Genomic DNA, 23,832 nt, shown 5'->3' with positions numbered 1-23,832 from the left:
GGCGGTAGCAGCGGACGGGGATCGATGCCCGGGGCGGGATCCCTGGGTTCCTTTTCGGCACGGGCCGCCCGCCCGGACCGGCGGGCGGCCCTCCCGGGGTCCCGCGGCCGAAAGGCCGCAGAACCCCGGACCCCGGGCTACCCGGCGGGCCAGGACACCTGCGGCGAGCGGTAGTAGTCGATCCCCAGCGCCTCCATCCGCGGCCCCTGCGCCGCGAGACGCACCTTGTACTTCTCCCAGTCGTGCGTCGACGCGGGTGACCAACCGAGCTCCGCGACCCCGGGCAGCCTCGGGAAGGCCATGTACTCGATGTGGTCGCTGGACGAGATGGTCTCCGACCACAGCGGCGCCTCCACGCCCGCGATCGCCGACGCGGGCGCGCCCGGCAGATAGGCCGCCGGGTCCCAGTCGTAGGACCGCTGCACCTCGACATAGCCGGCCCAGGCCAGGCCCAGCGGGGTGTCCTTGGTGTACTTCATGTCGAGATAGACCCGGTCGGCGGGCGACAGGATCAGCCGGGTGCCGTTCTGCGCGGCCCTCGCGACCTGTGCCTTCTCCGCCGGGCTGGTGCCGTCGAGCCCCCAGTACTGGGCAAGTGCGCCCTCGGCCGGGGTCGCGCCGGTCAGCTGGTGCCAGCCGATCACCGTCTTGCCGTACCTGGCGACGGTGGCCTGTGCCCTGTCCATGAAGGCGACGTAGTCCTCATGACTGGTGGAGTGCGCCTCGTCGCCGCCGATGTGGAGGTACTTCCCGGGGGTGAGCGCTGCCACCTCCCGGATCACGTCGTCGATGAAGTCGTACGTGATCGCCTTGGGCACGCACAGCGAGCTGAAGCCGACGGAGGTGCCCGTGTACAGGGGCGGCGCGATGCCTGAGCAGTTCAGCTCGGCGTACGAGGCCAGCGCGGCATTGGTGTGTCCCGGCATGTCGATCTCGGGCACGACCTCCATGTGGCGGGCGGCGGCGTACCGCAGGATCTCCTTGTACTGGGCCTTGGTGTAGTAGCCGCCCGGACCACCGCCGACCTGGGTCGAGCCGCCGTAGGTGGCCAGGAGCGGCCAGGAGTCGACGGCGATCCGCCACCCCTGGTCGTCGGAGAGATGGAGATGCAGCTTGTTGATCTTGTACAGGGCAAGCTGGTCGACGTAGCGCTTGACCTGGTCGACGGTGAAGAAGTGCCGGGAGACGTCCAGCATCGCGCCGCGGTGGCCGTAGCGCGGGGTGTCCGTGATCGTGCCCCCCGCGACCTGCCACGGCCCGGGCTGCCGGGTGTCCATCTCGACGGCCGCGGGCAGCTGCTGGCGCAGTGTCTGTATGGCGCGGAAGAGCCCGGCGGGCCCTCGCGCGGTCAGGGTGAGGGCGTCCCGCGAGGACTGCAGCCGGTAGCCCTCGTCGCCGAGCTCCCGCTCGGCGGAGCGCAGCCGCAGCCGGATGCCGCCCGGGCCCCGGGCCTCGGTGACGGGCAGGGCGTAGCCGGTGGAGGGCCGCAGCACGCCGGCCAGGTACTCCCCGACGGCGCGCACCCCCGGTGAGGCGTCGACCTGGATGGTGGTCTGCGGGGTGAGGGTGTAGGGCGGGCCGCCGGGGAGTACGGAGGCGGGCGCCGGGACGATCTGGCCGAGCGGCCGGACCGGGTGGGCCCGGGCGGCCGCGGGTTCGGCGGCGTCGTCGGCATCGGCGGCCACCGCGCACGAGAGCGTGGCGGCCGCGGCGAGCAGCAGCGATCCGAGCAGTCGGGAAAACGGTCTGGGCTGACTCACGGCTGGGGTCCCTTCGACGGGGGCACAACTGTGGTGCAGAGCAACCGATCGGTCACCATGCGTACCGTGCACCTCAACTGCGGTCAAGGTGTAGACCACTTACTCGTTCATGCGATGACGTGTGCCCACCCGGGGGGCACCTCCCCGGACCACCGGACGGAACTGCCCCCGCTTGGCCCTACCCCCGCCGGCCGCTGCGAGAATCCCTCCATGGCGGAAATCATCCAGAAGGACGGGACCTGGACGTTCGACGGTGACACGGTGCGCATCGTGCCCGGCAGCGACAGGAGCGTGGGCCTGCTGCGCCAGTCCCTCGGCGAAGTCGCCGTGCCACTGCGGGCGTTGGGCGGCATATCGTTCGAACCCGGCAAGAAGGCGGGGCGGCTGCGGCTGCGGCTGCGCGACGGCGCGGACCCTCTGCTGCAGATCACCGGGGGCCGACTGGACGACGGCTCCGACCCGTACCGGCTGAGCGTGGAGAGCGACCGCTCCGGGGTCGCCGAGTACTTCGTGGACGAGGTGCGCCACGCGCTGCTGCTGGAGCAGGTGGAGACAGGTCCGCTGGACGCGTATCTGCTGCCGGGCCCCGCTCTGCCGATCACCGTGGGCGCCGGCGACGGCACGGCCACCTTCGACGGGGACCGCATCCGCCTGGAGTGGAACTGGAAGACGGACGAGTCCAAGGCGTCGGGCGGCTCGCGCACGCTGGCGCCGGCGGATGTGCAGGCGGTGGAGTGGCTGCCCGCGGCGGGGCTGGAGAACGGCTATGTCCGCTTCGTGCTGTCCAAGGGCGCGGGACGCATTCCGCCGAAGTACGATCCGCACGCGGTGGAGCTGTGGGGCTTCCGCAAGGACCCGCTGATGGCGCTGGTGGCGGCGGCGGTGGTGGCCCGCTTGCCGCATCCGTACGCCGCCGGTGACAGCGCCGCCGTGACCGGCGCCGCATCCGCGCCCGTGCCCGCACCCGCGGCTGCCCTTCCTCCGGGCGGTGACGATCATGACGCGCTGCTGCGCCGGCTGCGCGAGCTGGGCGAGCTGCATCAGGCCGGAATACTGACGGACGACGAGTTCAGCACCGCCAAAGCAGCCGTCCTGAAACGAATGTGACCAGTCTCCTGCCCGGATTCGGGCAGGATTCTTGCAAAGCCAAGGACTCGCCCCGCAATATCTACGAGTGCTCGAACACCGTCCGTCGTCACACGACGACCTCGTCGACCATCTGGTGCGCAGCACCGCGCTGCGGCGCGGTGAGGCGGCCCGGGTGGTGCTCGACGTGCTGGCGTACTTCGACGAGACGACCGAGGAATTCGTCCGGCGGCGCCATCGCGAGCTGCAGTCCGGCGGCCATCCGAACACCGTGATCTTCGAGCGCATCGCGGCAGAGCTGCCGCACCGCGCCGTGGCGCCGCCGGAGCTCTCGCTCCGCCAGCTGCGCCGCATGATCTACGGCTGACCGGATTGCGGCCGAGCTGTCACGGACAGCGAGTACACACCTGATCTACGGAGGGGCAAGACTTTATGTGCGGAATTGTCGGATACATCGGCAAGCGTGATGTGGCTCCGCTGCTGCTGGAAGGCCTGCAGCGGCTGGAGTACCGGGGATACGACTCGGCGGGCGTGGTGATCAACAGCCCCAAGTCCGCCGCGCTGAAGATGGTCAAGGCCAAGGGCCGCGTCCGCGACCTCGAGGCCCGCGTCCCCAAGCGCTTCGCCGGGACCACCGGCATCGCCCACACCCGCTGGGCGACCCACGGCGCCCCGAGCGACGAGAACGCCCACCCCCACCTGTCTCCCGACAACCTGGTCGCCGTCGTCCACAACGGCATCATCGACAACGCTTCCGAGCTGCGCGCCAAGCTGGTGGCCGACGGGATCGTCTTCGCCTCCGAGACCGACACCGAGGTGATCACCCACCTCGTGGCCCGCTCCCAGGCCGAGAGCCTGGAGGAGAAGGTCCGCGAGGCCCTCCGTGCGATCGAGGGCACGTACGGCATCGCCGTCATGCACGCCGACTTCCCCGACCGCATCGTCGTCGCCCGCAACGGCTCGCCGGTCGTCCTCGGCATCGGCGAGAAGGAGATGTTCGTCGCCTCGGACGTCGCCGCCCTCGTCGCCCACACCCGCCAGGTCGTCACCCTCGACGACGGCGAGATGGCCACCCTCAAGGCCGACGACTTCCGCACGTACACCACCGAGGGCTCCCGTACGACGGCGACGCCGACCACCGTGGAGTGGGAGGCCGAGTCGTACGACATGGCCGGCCACGACACGTACATGCACAAGGAGATCTGCGAGCAGCCCGACGCGGTCGACCGGGTGCTGCGCGGCCGTATCGACGACCGGTTCAACACGGTGCACCTGGGCGGACTGAACCTGGACGCCCGGGAGGCCCGTGGCATCCGCCGGGTCAAGATCCTTGGTTGCGGCACCTCGTACCACGCGGGTCTCATCGGCGCGGGTCTGATCGAGTCGCTGGCCCGGATCCCCGCGGACGCCGAACCGGCCTCCGAGTTCCGCTACCGCAACCCGGTCGTGGACCCGGACACCCTCTACGTGGCCGTCTCCCAGTCCGGTGAGACGTACGACGTGCTGGCCGCCGTCCAGGAGCTCAAGCGCAAGGGCGCCCGCGTCCTCGGCGTCGTGAACGTCGTCGGCTCGGCGATCGCCCGCGAGGCCGACGGCGGCACCTATGTGCACGCCGGCCCCGAGGTCTGCGTCGTGTCCACCAAGTGCTTCACCAACACGGTCGTCGCCTTCGCGCTGCTCGCCCTGCACCTGGGCCGCATCCGCGACCTGTCGGTGTCGGACGGCAGGCGGATCATCGAGGGTCTGCGCAAGCTGCCCGCACAGATCAGCGAGATCCTGGAGACCGAGGACGAGATCAAGAAGCTGGCCGAGCAGTACGCGGACGCCAAGTCGATGATGTTCATCGGCCGGGTGCGCGGCTACCCGGTGGCTCTGGAGGCCTCCCTGAAGCTCAAGGAGATCTCCTACATCCACGCCGAGGCCTACCCCGCCTCCGAGCTCAAGCACGGCCCGCTCGCGCTCATCGAGCCCGCGCTGCCGACGGTCGCGATCGTCCCCGACGACGACCTGCTGGAGAAGAACCGCGCCGCCCTGGAGGAGATCAAGGCCCGCAGCGGCCGGATCCTCGCGGTCGCGCACCGCGAGCAGGAGAAGGCCGACCACACCATCGTGGTGCCGAAGAACGAGGACGAGCTGGACCCGATCCTGATGGGCATCCCGCTGCAACTCCTCGCCTACCACACGGCGTTGGCGCTGGGCCGGGACATCGACAAGCCCAGGAACCTCGCGAAGTCGGTCACGGTGGAGTAGTTCCACCGGTGTTCCACCGATGATCACGGCAGAGATCACCGAGCAGCCCCCACGGCGGACGGCGACCTCCACGAGAGCGTGGGGGTACCTCATGGGGGTCCCCGGCCCGGGGCCGGCGGAGTGGCTCCGCGAAGGCTCAGCCGCAAAGAACAGCCCCCTGTGCATGCCACCGAGCACACAGGGGGCGTTCCTTGTTCCGGCCGGCGACACCCGATTCGCCGGCCTCAGAGGCTGCCTCGAGACCTCACCCGAGCCCGGGTGGCGCGGCCTCAGCCGGTGGCCGTCACTCCCCGGCCGGCAGCACGACCGGTGAAGGTCGGCCACTTGGCGAGCGCCGCCGTCGCGCCGTACCAGGCCACGAGGCCTGCCACCGCGCCGACCCAGCCGCCCGCCTTGGCGAGCCCGTCGTTCTCCGCGAAGGCCGCTATACCGCCGAGCAGCAACGACAGGGTCAGGAGCCCGTACACGCCCTGCCCCAGCACACCGCTCCCCGCGGACGCGGCCGTCAGGGTCAGCGCGAGCAAGGCCCACAGCAGCATGAACAGCCCTGCCGCCTCGGCCGAGACCTCGCTGCCGGCGCTCGTGCCCCAGGTGAACCAGAAGGCGCCGAGTCCGGCGAAGGCCGTGCCGCTGCCGCTGTCGCCCGCCCGGAACTCGAGCAGACCGACGATGAAGAGGGCGACCCCGCCGACCCACGTCGCGAGGGCGGCTGCGTCGCCCGCCGTGACGTTGTCGATCACTCCGGTGCTGCCGACGCCGAAGGCCAGCAGCGTCAGTCCGAGTGCGAGGTTGCCGAGAGTCGAAGTACCAGCGCTTCCCGCAGAGACATCCTTGTCCACGGCGGGCTCCCTTCCCTGTCCTGTGCAGTTGTGCTGCGTCCCAGCCACCCTTATCTACCCTTCACAAGCGCACAATCCACTTCGTACCGATGGGTAGATTTCCGTACGTACAGGGAGAGTTGACGCCGCCTCATCCTCACGAACCAATGAGGCGGAAGGGGTTGGCGGGGCAGGGGAGGCGGCCAGGGGGCATGGCCGTGACCTGAAGGAAAGCCAGAGGATACGGCTGGGCAGCCTGCCGGACGACTACGGGATCACTACGACCGGGCGCTGCGCGCGCCGTGCGAGCCTTCCGGCGACCGAGCCGAAGATCCGCCCGACGATGCCGTGCGTGGAACCGACCACGATCGCGTCGGCGGAGTACTCGCGGCCGACCTCTTCGAGCTCATGGCAGATGTCGCCGCCGCGCTCCACCAGAATCCACGGCACCTCGGTGAGATAGTCCGCGCAGGCCAGCTCCAGCCCGAGCACCTCGGTACGGTGATCGGGGACGTCCACGAAGACCGGCGGCTCACAGCCCGCCCAGACCGTGGTCGGCAGCCGATTGGCGACATGGACGATGATCAGCCCCGAACCGGAGCGCCTCGCCATGCCGATCGCATAGGCGAGCGCCCGCTCACTGGAGGTCGATCCGTCGAAGCCGACGACGACTCCGTGCCGGAACGCGGGATCGCAGGAGTGGCATGACTCTTCGGCCGCTTGCAGGTCCGACAGAGGGTCGGCGACCTGCTTGCGGTCGGCGGGTTCGGGGATTTCGTGACCGGCCATCGGTGTCTCGGCGAAGAAGGTCCTCTTGGAGGTCGTCTGAGGAAGGTGCGTCGGGTTGGCGTGGCGGTGGAGCTGTGTCCGGGAATCATCTTCCCAAGCCCATACCTCAAGGGTACGGCGACACTCCTCTCCTGCCCAGGGCCCGCCGCGCCATGCGCGGCGTTCCAGGGAGCATGCCCGAGCCCGTCCCGGATCGCAATGCCGCTTGGCCCCTACAGCAGTCTTCCGGCCGCCTGCCGCGGCACAGTGACCGGATGACCGCGCCCCTCGTTGGCCCCGGCATGCCCGCACGACCCGCCACCCCTGCCGCCGCCCCACGCCGCGCCTCCGCGTCCGCCTCCCCCGCCAGGCGCGGGCGCAGGCGCCGCCGGCCCCCGCGCCCGCGGCGGGGCGCGTACGCCGCCACCGCGCACGCCCCCGCACCCGGCCCCCGCCACGCATGCGCGCCGGTGCCTTCCCGCGCACCGGCGCCCACTGCCACACGCTCCCCCGATTCGGCGGGCGCGGTGGTGCGCTGGGGAGCGTTCAGCTGCCTGCTCGTTCCCTTGGTGCTGGTCGTGTACGGGAACTCCCCCGGGGAAGCCGCCTCGGTGGCGCTCGGCCTCGGCGCGGTCACCGCGGCCTGCCGGGTCCTGCTGCGCCGGTCGGAGCGGACGGCAGCCCTCTCGCGCACGGACGGGCACCGCGGCGCCCGTCCGGGGGCCCGGCGTGCACCAGGTGACTGACGGGTTCGTACACTCACACCCATATGTTTTCAGCCAACTTCGCGCCAGGAGCCGTTCCTTGGGGAAATGGCCTGCCAACCCCCTTGCCACCAGGGAAGAAAGGGCCAATCGCGGCGTTCGGACCCTACGGGGACGGGCCATGCACGGGAGACCCACTTCCCTGCGGGGCTCGCGAGTGGAACGCTTCGTGATCGAATGCTTCGCGCCAAGTTGCCATGTCGACATACCAGTGCATGCCGAACTTGTCACGACGGCACCACGGGACGCAGTAGATTCGATCATGAGTATCGAAGGCTGGGGACTCGTGCAAAACCGAGGGGAAACGTGCAGGAGCGAAAGGCCCGAAACGAACGGGGAGACGCGAACACCGAGGGGGGCTTAGCGTCATGAGTCAGGACTCCGCCGCACCGGAGGCAGGACGGAAACTCTCCGGCCGCCGGCGCCGGGAAGTCGTCGCAGTGCTGCTGTTCAGCGGTGGCCCTATCTTTGAGAGTTCCATCCCACTTTCGGTGTTCGGGATTGACCGCCAGGACGCCGGAGTTCCCCGCTACCGCCTGCTTGTCTGCGGTGGCGAGGACGGACCGCTGAGGACCACGGGCGGTCTGGAACTGACCGCACCGTACGGCCTCGAGGCGATCAGCAGGGCGGGCACGGTCGTCGTGCCGGCCTGGCGCTCGATCACCTCGCCGCCACCGCCCGAGGCGCTCGACGCGCTGCGCCGGGCACATGAAGAGGGCGCCCGGATCGTCGGACTGTGCACCGGGGCGTTCGTCCTCGCCGCGGCCGGTCTGCTGGACGGCCGCCCGGCCACCACCCACTGGATGTACGCGCCGACGCTCGCCAAGCGTTATCCGTCCGTCCATGTCGATCCGCGTGAGCTCTTCGTCGACGACGGCGATGTGCTCACCTCCGCCGGTACGGCGGCCGGGATCGACCTCTGCCTCCACATAGTGCGCACCGACCACGGCACGGAGGCGGCGGGGGCGCTCGCGCGCAGGCTGGTCGTACCTCCGCGGCGCAGTGGCGGTCAGGAGCGCTATCTCGACAGGTCTTTACCAGAGGAAATCGGCTCGGATCCGCTGGCCGAGGTCGTCTCCTGGGCCCTGGAGCATCTCCACGAGCAAGTTCGACGTGGAGACGCTGGCGGCCCGGGCGTACATGAGCCGGCGCACCTTCGACCGCCGCTTCCGGTCACTGACGGGCTCGGCCCCGCTCCAGTGGCTGATCACCCAGCGGGTGCTGCAGGCGCAGCGGCTGCTCGAGACCTCCGACTACTCGGTCGACGAGGTCGCGGGCCGGTGCGGCTTCCGCTCCCCGGTGGCACTGCGCGGCCATTTCCGGCGGCAGCTGGGCTCGTCCCCGGCCGCGTACCGGGCCGCGTACCGGGCTCGCAGGCCCCAGAGCGATCCGGGGCCGTCCTCGGTGGTGGACGCCGTCGTACCGGCCCAGGCGACCCCTGGGGCGAGACGGGCAGCGGCGGCCGCGACGGGGCTGACGGGCCACTCGGCCGCGACGGCGACGGAGCTGGGCAAACCCCATTCCGACGTGTACGCGGCAGGTCATGGCCGTCCGAGTCTGCCCGGCCAGCGGAGTGCGCCATAAAGTAGGACGCATGAACGATCGCATGGTGTGGATCGACTGCGAGATGACCGGGCTCTCGTTGACGGATGACGCACTCATCGAGGTGGCCGCGCTGGTCACCGACTCGGAACTGAACGTGCTCGGTGAAGGGGTGGACATCGTGATCCGCCCGCCGGACGCGGCGCTCGAGACAATGCCCGAGGTGGTGCGCCAGATGCACACCGCCTCGGGCCTCCTCGACGAGCTGGCGGGCGGCACCACGCTCGCCGCCGCCGAGGAGCAGGTCCTGGCGTACGTACGCGAGCACGTCAAGGAGCCCGGCAAGGCCCCGCTGTGCGGAAACTCGGTCGGCACCGACCGCGGCTTCCTGCTGCGCGACATGCCGACGCTGGAGGACTATCTCCACTATCGGATCGTCGATGTCTCCTCGGTGAAGGAGCTGGCCAGGCGCTGGTATCCGAGGGCGTACTTCAACAGTCCGGAGAAGAGCGGCAACCACCGGGCACTGGCGGACATCCGCGAATCCATCGCGGAGCTGCGCTACTACCGCGAGGCCGTCTTCGTGGCCCAGCCCGGCCCCGACACGGAAACCGCCAGAACCATCGCCGCCAAGCACGTACTGCCCGCGCAGTAGGCCGCAGAAAACCGTGGCGCGAGCACCCTCCGGGACCATGTACACTTTTTCTCGGCCGGTCGGGAAAACGACCGGTCATGGTGGGTGTAGCTCAGCTGGTAGAGCACCTGGTTGTGGTCCAGGATGCCGCGGGTTCGAGTCCCGTCACTCACCCTGATCGTCAAGGGCCCCGGTCTTCGGACCGGGGCCCTTGACGTTGCCGGGGAGCCCGGCGCCCGCGGCCGCCGCCGACGACCCGCGGATCACCCGTTCCGTCGGGAGCGCCCTCCGCAGCCGGCCCGCCGGGACTGCCGCCGGTCTGCCGGGCCTCTTGGGGCAGGCCGCCGGAGCGAGGTCTCCCGCAGGACCGGGCCGATGCCCCGCCGATCCACGACCGGGACCGCGAAGACCGCGTCCAGGTTCTCGCAGCGTCCGGCGAGACAGGCATCGCGCGGCGGCGGCCCTCGGCCGTGAAGCCGTCGCAACGGTCGGCCGGGCGTCCGGGGGCCGCTCCGGTGGCCGCCGCGCGGCAGCCGTCCGAGCGGCGCTCCGCGAGCGCGCGGCCGGGTACGCGGCCCGTTCGGCGACGCCCGCCCGGCCCACGGCGGGGGCTCGTCGTCGACCCGCGACGCCGTTGATCCCGCGCGAAGCGATCCGGGACACGGCGTCCCCGCACCTCCTGCCAGCCGGCCCGGGAACATGACATGCCGGGTGCCTTGACACCCTCTCTGGGAGCGGCCAACCTTCAACCACATCCCAAATGGGAGCGCTCCCACCGCACTTGACCCGCACTCACCACACCACCCGCACGTTCCCCGCCCGCGCCGCGGTGCAGCAATGCCCGTGTGCCACAAGCCAGTTGGCAGCGGGGTGGCACGTCAGGGCACTAGGAGGACGCAATGCGCAGGACCGTAATCCTCGCGGTCGTCGCCGCGCTCGGCGCCGGGCTGCTGGCCGGCTGTGCCGAGGACGGCGAGGAACCCGTCGGCCGTGCCTCGAACGGCGGGGGTGACGCCAAGGGCAGGACCACGATCACCGTGGGCGTCTTCGGGGCCTTCGGTCTCCAAGAGGCCGGGCTCTACGACGAGTACATGAAGCTCCACAAGAACATCGTCATCAAGCAGACCTCGATCGAGCGGAACGAGAACTACTACCCGCAGCTGCTCACCCACCTCGGCAGCGGCAGCGGCCTCGCCGACATCCAGGCCGTCGAGGTCAACAACATCGCCGAGATCACCGCCACCCAGGCCGGCAAGCTCGTCGACCTCGGCAGGACCGAGGGTGTGGACAAGGACGCGTTCCTGGACTGGAAATGGGCGCAGGCCACCACCAAGGACGGCAGAACCGTCGGACTCGGCACCGACATCGGCCCGCAGGGCATCTGCTACCGCAAGGACCTGTTCGCCGAGGCAGGGCTGCCCACCGACCGCAAGGAGGTCGGCAAGCTGTGGGCGGGCGACTGGAGCAAGTACCTGGACGCGGGCAAGAAGTTCAAGGCCAAGGCCCCCGAGGGCACCGCGTTCGTCGACTCCGCGTCCGGCGTGCTCAACGCCATCAACGGCAGCAGCAGCAAGCGCTTCTACGACGAGAACGGCAAGGTCGTCTACAAGACCAACCCGGCCGTCAGGAAAGCCTGGGACATCGCCGCCGCGTTCGCCACCGAGGGCCTCACGGGCAAACTCCAGCAGTTCACGCCCGCCTGGGACCAGGGCTATGCGAACGGCACCTTCGCCACGGTTTCCTGCCCGGCCTGGATGCTCGGCTACATCCAGGACAAGGCCGGTGAGGCGGGCAAGGACAAGTGGGACGTGGCGCCGGCTCCGAAGCCCAGCAACTGGGGCGGCTCGTTCCTGATCGTCCCCGAGGCGGGGAAGAACAAGACCGAGGCGGCCGAGCTCGCGGCCTGGCTCACCGCCCCCGAGCAGCAGGCGAAGCTGTTCACCGAGCGCGGCAGCTTCCCGAGCGCCAAGGCCGCGTACGCGCTGCCCGCCGTCTCCGGCGCCAAGCACGCCTACTTCGCGGGCGCACCCATAGGCCAGATATTCTCGCAGGCCGCCGAGGGAGTGCCGGTCCAGATCGTCGGCCCGAAGGACCTGGTCATCGCGCAGAACCTGTCCGACATCGGCATGCTCCAGGTCGACCAGAAGGGCCGCTCCTCCAAGGAGGGATGGGACGCCGCGGTCAAGGCGATCGACAACGCCCTGGACCAGTGACCGTGACGGACATGGCATCCGACGCTCCGGCCGCGCCCTCGAAGGAAGGGGGCGCGGCCCCGGCCACCGGCGTCGCCGACGCGGCCGAGGAGCGCCGCCGCGCGCGGCGCAGCCGCCGCTACCGGCTCGACATGAAGTGGAGCCCGTACGCCTTCGTCGCACCGTTCTTCCTCTTCTTCCTCGCCTTCGGGCTCTTCCCGCTGCTCTGGACGGGCTGGGCGTCCCTGCACCGCGTGGAGCTGACCGCGCCCACCGACATGGAGTGGGTGGGGCTGCGCAACTTCACCCGGCTCCTCGAGGACGAGTTCTTCTGGAACGCGCTGCGGAACACGGTCACCATCGGGCTGATGTCCACCGTGCCGCAGTTGCTCGTCGCGCTGGGCATCGCCCATCTGCTCAACTACCGGCTGCGCGGCTCGATGTTCTTCCGGGTGGCCGTCCTGACTCCGTACGCCACCTCCGTCGCCGCGGCCACCCTGGTCTTCGTGCTGCTCTTCGGGCGGGACTACGGAATGATCAACTGGGTGCTCGGCCTGGCCGGCCTCGACCACGTCGACTGGCAGAACGGCGGGTGGACCTCGCAGCTGGCGGTCTCCACGATCGTGATCTGGCGCTGGACGGGCTACAACGCGCTGATCTATCTGGCGGCCATGCAGGCCGTTCCGAGCGAACTGTACGAGTCGGCCGCGCTCGACGGCGCCTCGCGCTGGCAGCAGTTCCGCCATGTCACGGTGCCGTCCCTACGGCCCACGATCCTTTTCACCTGTGTCGTCTCTACGATCGGCGCGACCCAGCTGTTCGGTGAGCCGCTGCTGTTCAACGGAGGCGCGGGGGCGACCGGTGGGCCCGACCACCAGTACCAGACGCTCGGGCTGTACCTGTACGAGCAGGGCTGGGTGAATCTGCATCTGGGCCGGGCCTCGGCGATCGCCTGGGCGATGTTCCTGATCCTGTTGATCGTCGGCGCGGTGAACTGGCTGCTCGCCCGCCGGCTGAGCAAGAGCGCGTAGGGGGACGACATGCCCAATGCCAGATCTGCCGAGCACTCCGAGCACGCGGGTCACGGCCAGCAGGCTCGTCACGCCGGTCACGCGGCTCGTCCCGGACTCACCGGTCGCACTCGTCGCACCGGTCACGCCGGACGGCATCTGTACGGCGGGAAACTCACCTACGCGGTGCTGATCCTGTTCACGGCCGGTTCGCTGTTCCCGCTGGTGTGGACGGCGGTCGCGGCCTCCCGCAACAACACCCGGCTCGCCCAGACCCCGCCGCCCTTCTGGTTCGGCGGCAATCTCCTCAAGAACCTCGAGATCGCCTGGACCGACGCCAACATGGGCACCGCGCTCCTCAACACCACCATCGTGGCCGGCTCGGTCGCGGCAGGCACGGTGGTCTTCTCCACCCTCGCCGGCTTCGCCTTCGCCAAGCTGCGCTTCAGGCTCAAGAACCTGCTGCTCCTGCTGGTCATCGGCACGATGATGGTGCCGCCGCAACTCAGCGTCGTACCCCTGTACATGATGATCGCCAAGCTGTCGTGGACCGACCAGTTGCAGTCCGTCGTCCTGCCCACCCTGGTCAGCGCCTTCGGGGTGTTCTTCATGCGGCAGTACCTCACCGAGGCACTGCCGTCCGAGCTGATCGAGGCGGCCCGGGTGGACGGCGCGAACAGCTGGCGGGTGGTGTGGCATGTCGTCTTCCCGGCGGCGCGGCCCGCGATGGCCGTCCTCGGCATGCTCACCTTCGTCATGGCCTGGAACGACTTCTTCTGGCCGATCATCGCGCTGACCCAGACCGGCAGTCCGACCGTGCAGGTGGCGCTCACCGGGCTCGGCCGCGGCTACATCCCGGACCAGTCCGTGATCATGGCGGGCGCGCTGCTGGGCACGCTGCCCCTGCTGCTCGCCTTCGTCTTCTTCGGCAGGCAGATCGTCGGCGGCATCATGCAGGGCGCGATCAAGGGCTGAGCCGCCCGGGCACTCGGAGCTGACGCATCGTCATCCATCCAGTCGTTGTCACGTACATGTGGGGAGTTCACCATGCCCGTCAGCTTTCCGCCCGGCTTCCTGTGGGGCACCGCCACCGCCGCGTACCAGATCGAGGGCGCCGCGGCCGAGGGCGGCCGCACCCCGTCGATCTGGGACACCTTCAGCCGTACGCCGGGCAAGGTGGAGAACGGGGACACCGGCGACATCGCCGTCGACCACTTCCACCGCCGCGCCGAGGACGTGCGGCTCATGGGGGACCTCGGGGTGGGCGCCTACCGCTTCTCGGTCTCATGGCCCCGCGTACAGCCCACCGGTCGCGGGCCCGCCCTCCAGTGCGGCCTCGACTTCTACCGGGCCCTTGTCGACGATCTGCTGGCCCACGGCATCCGCCCCGTCCTGACCCTCTACCACTGGGATCTCCCCCAGGAGCTGGAGTCGGCGGGCGGCTGGCCGGCCCGGGAGACCGCGCAGCGCTTCGCCGAGTACGCGGGGATCGTCGCGGACGCGCTCGGCGACCGCGTCGAGCTGTGGACGACGCTCAACGAGCCCTGGTGCAGCGCGTTCCTGGGATACGGCTCCGGTGTGCACGCCCCTGGTCGCACCGACCCGGTGGCCGCCCTGCGAGCCGCCCACCATCTCAATCTCGGACACGGACTGGCCGTACAGGCGCTGCGCAGTGCGCTGCCCGCCCGCGCGCAGATCTCGGTCAGCCTCAACCCGAGCGTGGTGAGGGCGGCGAGCGACGCACCCGGCGACCATGACGCCCGGCGCCGTATCGACGCGCTGGCGAACCGGATCTTCGCGGGGCCGCTGCTGAAGGGCGCCTACCCTCAGGACCTGATCGCCGACACCGCGTCGCTGACCGACTGGTCCTTCGTCCAGGGCTCCGATCCGTCCGTGATCCGGCAGCGCCTGGACTGGCTCGGACTGAACTACTACGCACCGGCGGTGGTCTCGGCCCCGGACCCGGACCGCCGGGCGGGCCCGCGCCGGGACGGACATGCCCCCAGCGACCACTCGCCCTGGCCCGCCTCCGAGCAAGTCGTCTTCCACCAACCGCCCGGCGAGCGCACCGCGATGGGCTGGTCCGTCGATCCGAGCGGCCTGTACGACCTGCTGCTGCACTACACGCGCGAGGCGCCCGGGCTGCCGCTGATGATCACCGAGAACGGCGCGGCGTACGACGACAAGCCGGCCGTCGACGGCACGGTCCACGACCCCGACCGCATCCGCTATCTGCACAGCCATCTCGCGGCGGTGCAGCGGGCGATCGCCGACGGGGCGGACGTGCGCGGCTACTTCCTCTGGTCGCTGATGGACAACTTCGAGTGGTCCTACGGCTACGGCAAGCGCTTCGGCGCGGTGTACGTCGACTACGAGACCCAGGCGCGTGTCCCGAAGTCCAGCGCCCACTGGTACGGGCGGCTGGCGCGTACGGGCGAGCTGCCGCCACCGGTGGCCTGACCGGTTCGGCGGAGCCCCGACAAGGGACGCGCCCCGGCCGGGGGTGGGGGAAGCCCGGCCGGGGCGCGCGCGGTGGGGGTGCGGGGAAGGAGTGTTTGCGGGGCCTTGTTCAGAGAGCCGCTTGCAGGCGCTACTTGTAGGCGGAGAACGCCTTCGTGAAGGCCAGCGGCTCCTGGAGGATCGAGCTGCAGGTGGCGTCGGCATGGCCGACCGCGCCCGACGCGCACTGCTTGTCACGGGTGGAGGACCACATCGACAGCCAGCCGATGCCCTTGGACCTCGCGAAGTCCACCAGCTGCGTGGCGTCGTCGACCTTGAAGATCTCGGAGGTCACGTCGTTGACGCCGATCATCGGGGTGACCGCGACGGTCTTCCACGCGGCCGCGTCCGTCAGGCCGAGCACGCCCTTGATCTGCGCCTGGGTGGCGGTGGCTGCCTGGACCGCGTAGGTGCCCATGTCCCCGCTGTACGCCGGGCCGTAGTCCATCGCCATGATGTTGACCGCGCCGATCTTCACGCCGCTCTTCTTGGCGTCGGCGATCAGGTCCACGCCGGGCTGGGTGAGGCCCTCGGGCATCACGGGCAGGGTGAAGGACACGTCGAGGCCCGGGTGCTCCTTCTGGAGCTGGGCGATGGCCTGTGAGCGGCGTGTGTTGGCGGCGGTGTCCGGCAGGGCGGCGCCCTCGACGTCGAAGTCGACCTTGGTGAGCTTGTAGGTGTCGATGACCTTGCCGTACGCCTTGGCCAGCTCGCCCGCGGAGGAGCAGTTCAGGGCCAGCTCGTGGCCGGCCGCACCGCCGAAGGAGACCCGGACGTCGCCGCCCTTGGCGCGCAGGGCGCCGATCTGGGAGGCGACCTTGTCGTCGGCAAGGCCGGTGACGCCGCCCCACAGCGGGGCGCAGCTGCCGCCGGAGGTGATGAAGGCGAGGTTGAACTCCTTGACGCCCGTCTTGGCGGCGGTGTCCAGCAGGTCGTACGCCGGGTACAGCGAGGTGTCGACGTACGGCGCGTAACGGGCACCCGTGCCGGGCTCGGGGGTCGCCGTGGCCGTGGCCGTCGGAGTCGGGGTCGGGGTCGAGGCGGTGGGTGTGGGCTTCGGGGTGGCGGTCGCCGACGGCGTGGGCGTGGGCTGTTCGGTAGGCCGGCCGGTCGGCTGCGGCGTGGCCCCGTCGTCGACCGAGCACTTGATCCGGTTGATGAGACAGGACGTCGGGTCGGCGGCGGTGCCGCTCGCGGAGGTGACGAAGCCGACGGTCACCGACGCACCGGGGGCGAGGCTCTTGTTCCAGCTCGCGGGCTTCACGGTGACGTGCCCGCCCTTGACCGTGTGCTCCCCGTTCCACAGCGAACTGATCGTGGTCCCGGCGGGCAGGTCGAACTCGAGCGTCCAGTCCGACTGCGCCGTGCCGGTCGCGTTGGTGATGACGTACTGCCCGGTGTAGCCGCCGCTCCAGGCGCTGGTCTTGGTGTACGCGGCGCCGACGGCCGCCGCCTGGGCGGTGCCGGTGAGCACGAGCGCCGCGCCGGTGATCACCGTGCTCACCACGGCCGCGCCGATCGCCTTGGTCTTGCCGCTCGCCCTGCGCCGGTGCGTACTGCTGCCCATCGGGTGCCTGCCTCTGCATTGCGGGGGTGAAGTGCCGAGGCAGCACGCTAGCGACAGCGAATCGGACAAACAGCCGGTTCTGGACGGGGGTTCCGCTTCTTAGGGCGGCCTTAAGGAAGGCATCGGAGCGGATTAATGGTAGAGACCTCTGCCCGGCCCGCGCAGGGCTGCACACCCGCGCCGGGCCGTGTTCAGACCGAGGCCCTGCGGCGGCCCGCGACCCTCCCCCGGTGTCCGCGGCGGCGCTCGACGCGCCCGGCCTCACGCGGGTCGAGGCCGATCCACACCCGCACCTCCGTGCCGCCGAGCACCGAGCGGCCGATGCGTACGTCCCCGCCCGTCGACTCCGCGACCCGGCGCACGATGTCCAGGCCGAGTCCGGTCGAGCCGTCCCTGGCACCGCTGTTGCCACGGGCCATCGCCGCGTCCGGATCGGCGATGCCGGGGCCGGCGTCCGAGACGAGCACGATGACGGCGTCGTCGCTGTTGTGCACGTCCACCGAGAAGGCGGTGCCCTCCGATGTGTGGCGGAAGACATTGCCGAGCAACGCGTCCAGCGCGGCGGTCAGTTCGGGGCGGGCGACCGGGATGCGTACCGGACGCTCGACCCCCGCGACCCGCACCTTGCGGTCCTCGTCCTCGGCGAGCGCCGACCAGAACTCCATCCGTTCCCTGACCACTTCGGCCGCGTCGCAGCCCGCGCCCGGCCCGGTCGCCGCGGTCTGCGGCTTCGACTCCCGCGCGGTGCGGATGATCGTGTCGACCTCGCGCTCCAGCTGGGCGACGGCGGCCCTGGTCTGCTCGGCGACCGAACCCTCCCCGAGCGAGGCGGCGTTGAGCCGCAGCACGGTCAGCGGAGTGCGCAGCCGGTGCGAGAGGTCCGCGGCCAGTTCGCGCTCGTTGGCCAGGAGCTGGACCACCTGGTCGGCCATGGAGTTGAACGCGACGGCGGCGGAGCGCAGTTCGGCAGGCCCCTCCTCGGGAACGCGCGCCCCCAGCTTGCCCTCCCCCAGCTCGTGCGCCGCGCCCGCGAGCCGCTGTGCGGGCTGCACCATCCGCGCGCCGAGCCGGTCCGCGACCGCAACCGAGCCGAGGATCAGGGCGATACCGACGCCGGCGAGGACCAGCCAGGCAGTACTGACGCCGTTGGTGACCTCGCCTTCGGGCACGAAGATCTCGATGACCGCGATCTGTCCGGTGCCGATCGCGGTGGGCTGGAGCAGCGCGGAGCCGCCGGTCACCTCGGTGATGGAGGCCTTTCCGATCCGTTGCGTGGTCGCCAGGTCCTCGGCCGCCGCGCGCCGCATGCCGATCTCCAGGGGCAGGCTGTCCGGTTCACCGGTCGACGGGATGTGCACGGCCATCCGCCCGGCCGAGCCGGCCGGCGTGGACTTCACGGCACGCTCCAGCAGCCGGCGCTCGGTGGTGACGGTGAGGGTGGGGCCGATGGTCGCGGCCTGCCGCTCGGCGTTGGAGAACGCGCGGTCACTGGCCATCTCCTTGATGACCATGCCGAGGGGAATGGCGAAGGCCAGCACCACCATCACGGTGACCGCCAGCGAAACCTTGACGAGCGCCCATCTCATGACCGTTGTCCGTTTCTCAAGGCCGGTGTCCGATTCTCAGCCGGAGTCCGCTGTTCATGGCCGGTGGCCGTTTCCGGGCGTCGGGTGGCTGCCCGGAGGCTCGAGTTTCACCCCGACCCCCCGCAGCGTGTGCAGATAGCGGGGCCGAGCCGCCGTCTCGCCGAGCTTGCGTCGCAGCCAGCTCAAGTGCACGTCGATGGTCTGGTCGTCGCCGTAGCTCTGCTGCCAGACCTCGGCGAGCAGTTCCCTGCGCGGGACGACCACTCCGGGCCGCCCGGCAAGGAACGCCAGCAGGTCGAACTCCCGGCGGGTGAGGTCGAGTTGAGTCCCGTCCAGCTCGGCCTGGCGGCGCAGCGGGTCGATGGACAGCCCGCCGACCTGGATCACCCGCGAGGGCTGCGCCTCCCCGGCGCTCACGCGCGCCCGGCGCAGCACCGCCGACATGCGCGCCGACAGATGTTCCACCGAGAAGGGTTTGGTGAGGTAGTCGTCCGCGCCGTCGTTGAGCAGGCGGACGATTTCCGTCTCGTCGTCCCGCGCGGTCGCGATGATCACCGGTACGTCGGTGATGCCGCGGAGCATCTTCAGCGCCTCGGCCCCGTCCAGATCGGGCAGGCCGAGGTCGAGAATGACCACGTCGAAACGGAAATGAGCCACTTCGCGCAACGCCTCGAGGGCCGTACCGACACTTCGTACGGTGTGCGAGGCGTCGGTCAGGTGCCGGATGAGGGCGGAGCGCACGAACTGGTCGTCCTCGACCACGAGCACACTTGCCATGGGCGGCACCGTACGCCATCCGGGGGACCGCGGTCCCGTACGGGAGGAACCCTGGGACGCGCGACACGCACGGGGTGCGTGGTGCACTATGGCCCGCGTGAGCAGAGGACTCGTACATGCCGTGGCGTGGTCGCTGTCCACCGGCGCGGCGGTGACGCTGTCCTGGTGGGGCGTTCACACGGTCATGGCCGGAACCGCGTACGACCGGCCGCGCGCACTCCCGATCACCGCGCAGAGCTCGACGACCCAGGCGGTCGGGCCGCAGGAGTCCTCCACCCGTCGCCCGCCGAGCCCGTCGCCCTCGAAGTCGCCCGAGCCCACCAAACGGCCGGCCGGCAAGCCGAGCGGCGGCACATCGCCCACCACGTCCCCCTCCCCGTCGGATACGGGAGGTTCGGACGGCTACGGCGATCCGGGCACGGTGAAGAGCCACACCGTCACCGGCGGCATGGCCGTGTTCGACGTCGGCAAGACCTCGGCGGAACTGGTGTCGGCGACCCCGGCCGCGGGCTGGCAGATGCAGGTGTGGACCCAGCCGACCTGGATCCGGGTGACGTTCACCAAGGACGGCCGCGAGAGTTCGGTGTTCTACACCTGGAACGGCCATCCGCCGATGGCCCAGTTCGACGAGCGATGAGCGCGCCGACGGTCGCAGGGGCACACCTCCGGGCCGAAGCCGAAGCGCCTGACGACCACCGGCGTCGGCTCCTACGAGCGAGGCTCGGTCGCCGGGAACGCCGAGGCGGCTGCGGTGCGCCGGGCGGCGTCCGGCTCGTCGCGTCGCGCACCCCACGCCGCTAACGGAAGACCGCGGGCGGTGGCACCGGCGACGGCTTGGCGCTCGCATCGGTGACCGGGGCCGCGCCGCCGGTGAAGTCGACCAGCTCTCGGCCGTGTTCGACCCGGCCGGCGTGCGGGTCGCCCGCGACACGGCGGGTCAGCTCGGCCACCGGCAGCGCACGGTCGGACGCGAGCAGCACCGCGTTGCCGAAGCGCCGGCCGCGCAGCACGGTCGGATCCGCGGCGAGGGCGAGCTCGGGGAACATCGCGGCGGCGGTCGCCACCTGTGCGCGCAGATGGGCCAGGGGCGGTCCGTCAGCGAGGTTCGCCGCATAGAGACCGCCCGGCCGCAGTGCCCTGCGCACCTCGCCGAGGAACTCGGTGCTGGTCAGATGCGCGGGGGTACGGGCTCCACTGAAGACATCGGCGATCACCAGGTCCGCCCAGCCGTCGGGCACCTTGGCGAGTCCGGCGCGGGCATCGGCCGACCGCACCCGTATACGCGCCCCCGGATCCAACGGCAGCTCCGCGCGTACCAGTTGCACGAGTGCCGCATCCAACTCGACCACCTGCTGGGTGGAACGGGGACGGGTGGCGGCGACATAGCGGGCGAGCGTGAAGGCACCGCCGCCGAGGTGCACGACCTGGAGCGGCCGCCCCGGCTCGGCGGCGAGATCGGCGACATGGCCCAGCCGGCGCTGGTACTCGAAGGAGAGATACGTCGGATCGTCGAGGTCCACATGGGACTGCGGCGCACCGTCGACGAGCAGGGTCCAGGCGCGCGGCCGCTCCCGGTCGGGTATCAGCTCCGCCAGCCCGCCGTCCACCGACGCGACGACCGGTTCGGGACTTCCGCCCCCGCCCGTACGTCCTCGCCTCTTGCTCTTCGCCACCCTGCCCATTATCCGCGCCCGGCGGACGGGGTGCCCCCGCGCGCACTCGCGGCGGCCGGTGCCCGCGCGAATCAGCGGCAGTTGTCGGCGGCCTCGATGAGCCGGGCCGCCTCGTCCAGCGCCTCGCGCAGCACTTCCGGGTCGGTGACGGCGTCCGTGTCGTCGGGCGGCAGCAGCCAGCCCGAGCCGGTGCCCGGCGGCTCGGCCGGGATGCGCAGCCCGCGGCCGGACGTCTGCGTACAGGCACTGCCCGGCATGTCCCAGCCGTCTGCGGTGCCGGGCGGGACGAGAAAGCCGAGGGTGTCGCATGCTCCGTCGTGCATGACCGGTCCGACGGCGGGCTCGGCGGCGCGGCGCAGGATGTCCACCGCTTCGAGGCCTTGCCGGGCGGGGACGGTGACCAGGTCCAGGGGCTCGGCCACATCACTGTTCGGTGGTGCGCTGCTGTCCTGCGTGGGCCGGTGCCGGGCCGTCGTCGCGATGGTGTGCGCGTCGTCCGGGGCGCTGGTCTCCATGCCGACCTCCAACAAGGGGATCGCCTCCTCGCTCGAGTGGAGACACATGACGGTCTCCGTACGGTTCAACGCCCGTGGGCGTCAACGGCTACGGCGGCACGCCGCCGCAAAGGATGGCAGTTCATGGCAGATCGCCGACGAGATGTCCCTTTTGTAGTCAAACCCTGGGTGAGCGGTCCGTCACAGCAGGTACGTTCTTGCTCCGCCGGAACACGGCAGCACCGAGAGAGGGCTCGGCCATGGCGTCATCGTCACAGGCATCACGGGCGGTTCCCAACCTGGCGTTCCGCCGGCTGCGCGGACAGCGCTCGCCGGGCGAGTTCGCCACGGCGGTGCGCAGGGCGGCGCGGGAGATCGGGGAGCAGGTCTCGTGCGATCCGCGGTACATCGGGCGCGTCGAGTCCGGCGAGATCCGATGTCCCAACTACGCGTACGAGCGGGTGTTCCTGCACATGTTCCCCGGCCTGACGCTGGCCGACCTCGGCTTCCTGCCGAGGGAACGTGTGCGCGGACGGGGCTCGGGCACGCGGACGGAAGACGGCCCACAGGCCGGCCCGGTCCCGCCGTGCAGCCCCCTCGGCCTCCGCGACAGCGACCGGCACGGCAGTCACAGCGACAGCGACGAGGAGAGCGACGTGCTGCGTCGCGCATTCATCACGAGCGGCCCCACCACGGTGGCTGCCGCGTCCCTCGGGTTCGGGCCCGGTCCCGCACCCGACCGTGCGGGTCCCCCCGGCCTAGCGCGGGCAAGAGTCGGCGAGAGCGAGGTCAGGGCCGTCGAGGAGGCGGTACGCCGGATCCGGCTGCTCGACGACCGGCACGGCGCGGACGGGCTCTACCGGCGCGCCGCCCAGCCGTTGCGGGCCGCCTACGCGCTGCTCGACGCGAGCAGCAGCGCCCGCAGATCGACGGCGGAGCGGCTCCACGCGGGTGCCGGCGAACTGGCCATCTCGGTGGGCTGGCTGGCCCACGACTCCGGCAGGTTCGACGAAGCCCGCTCGCACTACGCGGAGGCACTGGCGACGGCCCGGGTGGCGGACGACCCGGCGCTGGAGGCGCACGCCTTCTGCAATACGTCGTTCCTGGCCAGGGACGCGGGGCGGCACCGGGAGGCGGTGCGCACCGCACAGGCGGGCCAGCAGGCCGCCCGGCAGATCGCGTCGCCACGACTGCTGTCCCTGCTGGCCCTGCGCGAGGCGGGCGGCTGGGCCGGGCTCGGGGACCGTACGACCTGCGAGCAGTCGCTGGCACGGGCGCACGCCCACTTCGACCGGGGCTCGTCGGACTCGGACCCCGAGTGGATGTCCTTCTTCGGGGAGCCGGAGCTCGAGGCGCTGCAGGCTCAGTGCTGGTCGGCCCTGGGCGACTGGCCCCGCGCGGCCCGTCACGCCCGCCGCGCCGCGGCCCTCCAGGACCGCCGCTTCACCCGCAACCTGGCGCTGTACCGCGCGGAACTGGCCGCGGACCTGGCCCGGGCGGGATCCCCCGACGAGGCGGCGGCCGCGGGCAGCCAGGTGCTGGACCTAATGGACGAAGTCCGCTCGTCACGCATCCAGACGATGCTGGCGGACACGGCCCGCGTCCTGCTCCCGCACCGCCGCACGGCGGGTGTCGGCGCCTTCCTGGACCGTCACGCGGCGTCGACCCGCCGGGTGTGACACCGCGCCCCGTGCGGCCGGGGGTCCGGGGCGGCGCTCCCGGACCTGACCCGCTCCGCCCCGGGTCTCAGCCCTCCAGGTGCCCCATGTCGTTCCAGCGCTCGATCGCCGGGGCACCGTACTGCCAGGACAGGATCGACAGGCTCGTCGGGTCGAGCCTGACCCGGGCGCCGAAGGAGTTGTCCTCGCCCAGCCAGCGGGCCACGATCGAGCGCAGGATGTGGCCGTGGGCGAAGACCAGCACATCGCGGTCGGCCGAGCGCGCCCAGGCCACGACCTCGTCCGCACGGGCCGAGACATCGGCGAGGCTCTCGCCCTCGGGGGCGCCGTCGTTCCACAGGAGCCAGCCCGGCTCGACCGCGTGGATCTCCGCCGGGGTCAGGCCCTCGTACGCGCCGTAGTCCCATTCCATCAGCGCGTCCCAGGGCTGCGCCCGCTCCCCGAAGCCGGCGAGCGCGCAGGTCTCACTCGCCCGGACCAGCGGGCTGGTGCGCACCTCGACGCCCTCGAGACCCGACCACGGTGGGCGATGGAGCCGCTCGCCGAGCAGCTTGGCGCCGCGCCTGCCCTCCTCGAGCAGCGGGATGTCCGTCCTGCCGGTGTGTTTTCCGGACAGCGACCACTCCGTCTGGCCGTGCCGGGCGAGGAGGATCCGCGGTGCCATGAGGCAGCTCCCTGAGTTCACGATCCGATGGACTTTCATCATCGCGCACCTGAACGCCAGGCAACCTCC

The 23,832-nt window shown here is 71.0% G+C and carries 20 protein-coding genes, 1 tRNA gene and 1 pseudogene; 13 read left to right on the top strand and 9 right to left on the bottom strand.

The window, feature by feature from the left end; translation table 11 throughout:
- Positions 1-137 precede the first annotated feature (137 nt).
- Complete coding sequence (locus tag OHS70_RS23980; protein ID WP_328400347.1) at positions 138-1,760, bottom strand: beta-N-acetylhexosaminidase; 1,623 nt, start codon at positions 1,758-1,760, stop codon at positions 138-140.
- Between the two features lie 210 nt (positions 1,761-1,970).
- Here OHS70_RS23980 and OHS70_RS23975 point away from each other — a divergent pair, with 210 nt between their 5' ends.
- From OHS70_RS23975 to glmS, 3 genes are all read left to right on the top strand, one after another.
- Complete coding sequence (locus OHS70_RS23975) at positions 1,971-2,867, top strand: DUF4429 domain-containing protein (protein ID WP_328400345.1); 897 nt, start codon at positions 1,971-1,973, stop codon at positions 2,865-2,867.
- 67 nt (positions 2,868-2,934) lie between these two features.
- A complete protein-coding gene (locus OHS70_RS23970) occupies positions 2,935-3,213 on the top strand; it encodes a hypothetical protein (protein ID WP_328400343.1) in 279 nt (92 codons plus the stop codon).
- A gap of 65 nt (positions 3,214-3,278) precedes the next feature.
- Positions 3,279-5,096, top strand: coding sequence for a glutamine--fructose-6-phosphate transaminase (isomerizing) (gene glmS / locus OHS70_RS23965; protein ID WP_328400342.1), 1,818 nt, complete (start codon positions 3,279-3,281; stop codon positions 5,094-5,096).
- A gap of 269 nt (positions 5,097-5,365) precedes the next feature.
- On the opposite strand, the gene OHS70_RS23960 is transcribed toward glmS, so the two are convergent.
- The gene (locus tag OHS70_RS23960) at positions 5,366-5,935 is read right to left on the bottom strand and encodes a GPR1/FUN34/YaaH family transporter (protein ID WP_328400340.1); all 570 of its coding nucleotides are present in this window, start codon (positions 5,933-5,935) and stop codon (positions 5,366-5,368) included.
- Between the two features lie 246 nt (positions 5,936-6,181).
- Positions 6,182-6,703: a universal stress protein gene (locus OHS70_RS23955; protein ID WP_328400339.1), complete on the bottom strand. Its 522-nt coding sequence runs from the start codon at positions 6,701-6,703 to the stop codon at positions 6,182-6,184.
- 254 nt (positions 6,704-6,957) lie between these two features.
- Here OHS70_RS23955 and OHS70_RS23950 point away from each other — a divergent pair, with 254 nt between their 5' ends.
- The 8 genes and pseudogenes from OHS70_RS23950 to OHS70_RS23915 all read left to right on the top strand — a co-directional run bounded on the left by OHS70_RS23950 (position 6,958) and on the right by OHS70_RS23915 (position 15,284).
- Positions 6,958-7,428, top strand: a complete 471-nt coding sequence (locus tag OHS70_RS23950; protein WP_328400337.1) for a hypothetical protein — start codon at positions 6,958-6,960, stop codon at positions 7,426-7,428.
- A gap of 386 nt (positions 7,429-7,814) precedes the next feature.
- Positions 7,815-9,030: pseudogene (locus tag OHS70_RS23945) on the top strand (helix-turn-helix domain-containing protein).
- A 10-nt stretch (positions 9,031-9,040) separates the two neighbouring features.
- Complete coding sequence (gene orn / locus OHS70_RS23940) at positions 9,041-9,643, top strand: oligoribonuclease (protein ID WP_328400335.1); 603 nt, start codon at positions 9,041-9,043, stop codon at positions 9,641-9,643.
- An 80-nt stretch (positions 9,644-9,723) separates the two neighbouring features.
- Positions 9,724-9,796: transfer RNA gene (locus OHS70_RS23935), tRNA-His, on the top strand.
- Positions 9,797-10,521: 725 nt separating this feature from the next.
- Entirely contained in the window at positions 10,522-11,835 is a 1,314-nt protein-coding gene (locus OHS70_RS23930) for an ABC transporter substrate-binding protein (RefSeq protein ID WP_328400333.1), read from the top strand.
- Positions 11,836-11,846: 11 nt separating this feature from the next.
- The gene (locus OHS70_RS23925; RefSeq protein ID WP_328400331.1) at positions 11,847-12,845 is read left to right on the top strand and encodes a carbohydrate ABC transporter permease; all 999 of its coding nucleotides are present in this window, start codon (positions 11,847-11,849) and stop codon (positions 12,843-12,845) included.
- A 9-nt stretch (positions 12,846-12,854) separates the two neighbouring features.
- Entirely contained in the window at positions 12,855-13,799 is a 945-nt protein-coding gene (locus OHS70_RS23920) for a carbohydrate ABC transporter permease (RefSeq protein ID WP_328400329.1), read from the top strand.
- Between the two features lie 72 nt (positions 13,800-13,871).
- Positions 13,872-15,284, top strand: coding sequence for a GH1 family beta-glucosidase (locus OHS70_RS23915; protein WP_328400327.1), 1,413 nt, complete (start codon positions 13,872-13,874; stop codon positions 15,282-15,284).
- A gap of 130 nt (positions 15,285-15,414) precedes the next feature.
- Here OHS70_RS23915 and OHS70_RS23910 read toward each other — a convergent pair whose 3' ends face one another.
- From OHS70_RS23910 to OHS70_RS23900, 3 genes are all read right to left on the bottom strand, one after another.
- Positions 15,415-16,890 carry a glycoside hydrolase family 18 protein gene (locus tag OHS70_RS23910; RefSeq protein WP_328400325.1) on the bottom strand — a complete coding sequence of 492 codons (1,476 nt, stop codon included), beginning with the start codon at positions 16,888-16,890 and terminating at the stop codon, positions 15,415-15,417.
- 191 nt (positions 16,891-17,081) lie between these two features.
- Entirely contained in the window at positions 17,082-18,476 is a 1,395-nt protein-coding gene (locus OHS70_RS23905; protein ID WP_328400323.1) for a HAMP domain-containing sensor histidine kinase, read from the bottom strand.
- A 54-nt stretch (positions 18,477-18,530) separates the two neighbouring features.
- Positions 18,531-19,253 carry a response regulator transcription factor gene (locus OHS70_RS23900; protein WP_328400321.1) on the bottom strand — a complete coding sequence of 241 codons (723 nt, stop codon included), beginning with the start codon at positions 19,251-19,253 and terminating at the stop codon, positions 18,531-18,533.
- Positions 19,254-19,341: 88 nt separating this feature from the next.
- Between OHS70_RS23900 and OHS70_RS23895 the strand changes: the two genes are divergently transcribed.
- Entirely contained in the window at positions 19,342-19,890 is a 549-nt protein-coding gene (locus OHS70_RS23895; protein WP_328400319.1) for a hypothetical protein, read from the top strand.
- A 160-nt stretch (positions 19,891-20,050) separates the two neighbouring features.
- Here OHS70_RS23895 and OHS70_RS23890 read toward each other — a convergent pair whose 3' ends face one another.
- Both OHS70_RS23890 and OHS70_RS23885 read right to left on the bottom strand, forming a co-directional pair.
- Positions 20,051-20,935, bottom strand: coding sequence for a spermidine synthase (locus OHS70_RS23890; RefSeq protein WP_328400317.1), 885 nt, complete (start codon positions 20,933-20,935; stop codon positions 20,051-20,053).
- A 62-nt stretch (positions 20,936-20,997) separates the two neighbouring features.
- Positions 20,998-21,441, bottom strand: coding sequence for a hypothetical protein (locus tag OHS70_RS23885; protein WP_328405860.1), 444 nt, complete (start codon positions 21,439-21,441; stop codon positions 20,998-21,000).
- A gap of 239 nt (positions 21,442-21,680) precedes the next feature.
- On the opposite strand from OHS70_RS23885, the gene OHS70_RS23880 reads away from it, so the two are divergent.
- Positions 21,681-23,099, top strand: a complete 1,419-nt coding sequence (locus OHS70_RS23880; RefSeq protein ID WP_328400315.1) for a tetratricopeptide repeat protein — start codon at positions 21,681-21,683, stop codon at positions 23,097-23,099.
- A gap of 67 nt (positions 23,100-23,166) precedes the next feature.
- Here OHS70_RS23880 and OHS70_RS23875 read toward each other — a convergent pair whose 3' ends face one another.
- Entirely contained in the window at positions 23,167-23,763 is a 597-nt protein-coding gene (locus tag OHS70_RS23875) for a histidine phosphatase family protein (RefSeq protein WP_328400313.1), read from the bottom strand.
- Positions 23,764-23,832: the final 69 nt, after the last annotated feature.

The organism is Streptomyces sp. NBC_00390, from assembly GCF_036057275.1.
GTDB lineage: Bacteria > Actinomycetota > Actinomycetes > Streptomycetales > Streptomycetaceae > Streptomyces.
Note: the sequence above shows the minus strand (reverse complement) of the source record. Positions and strands in the feature narration are given on the sequence as shown.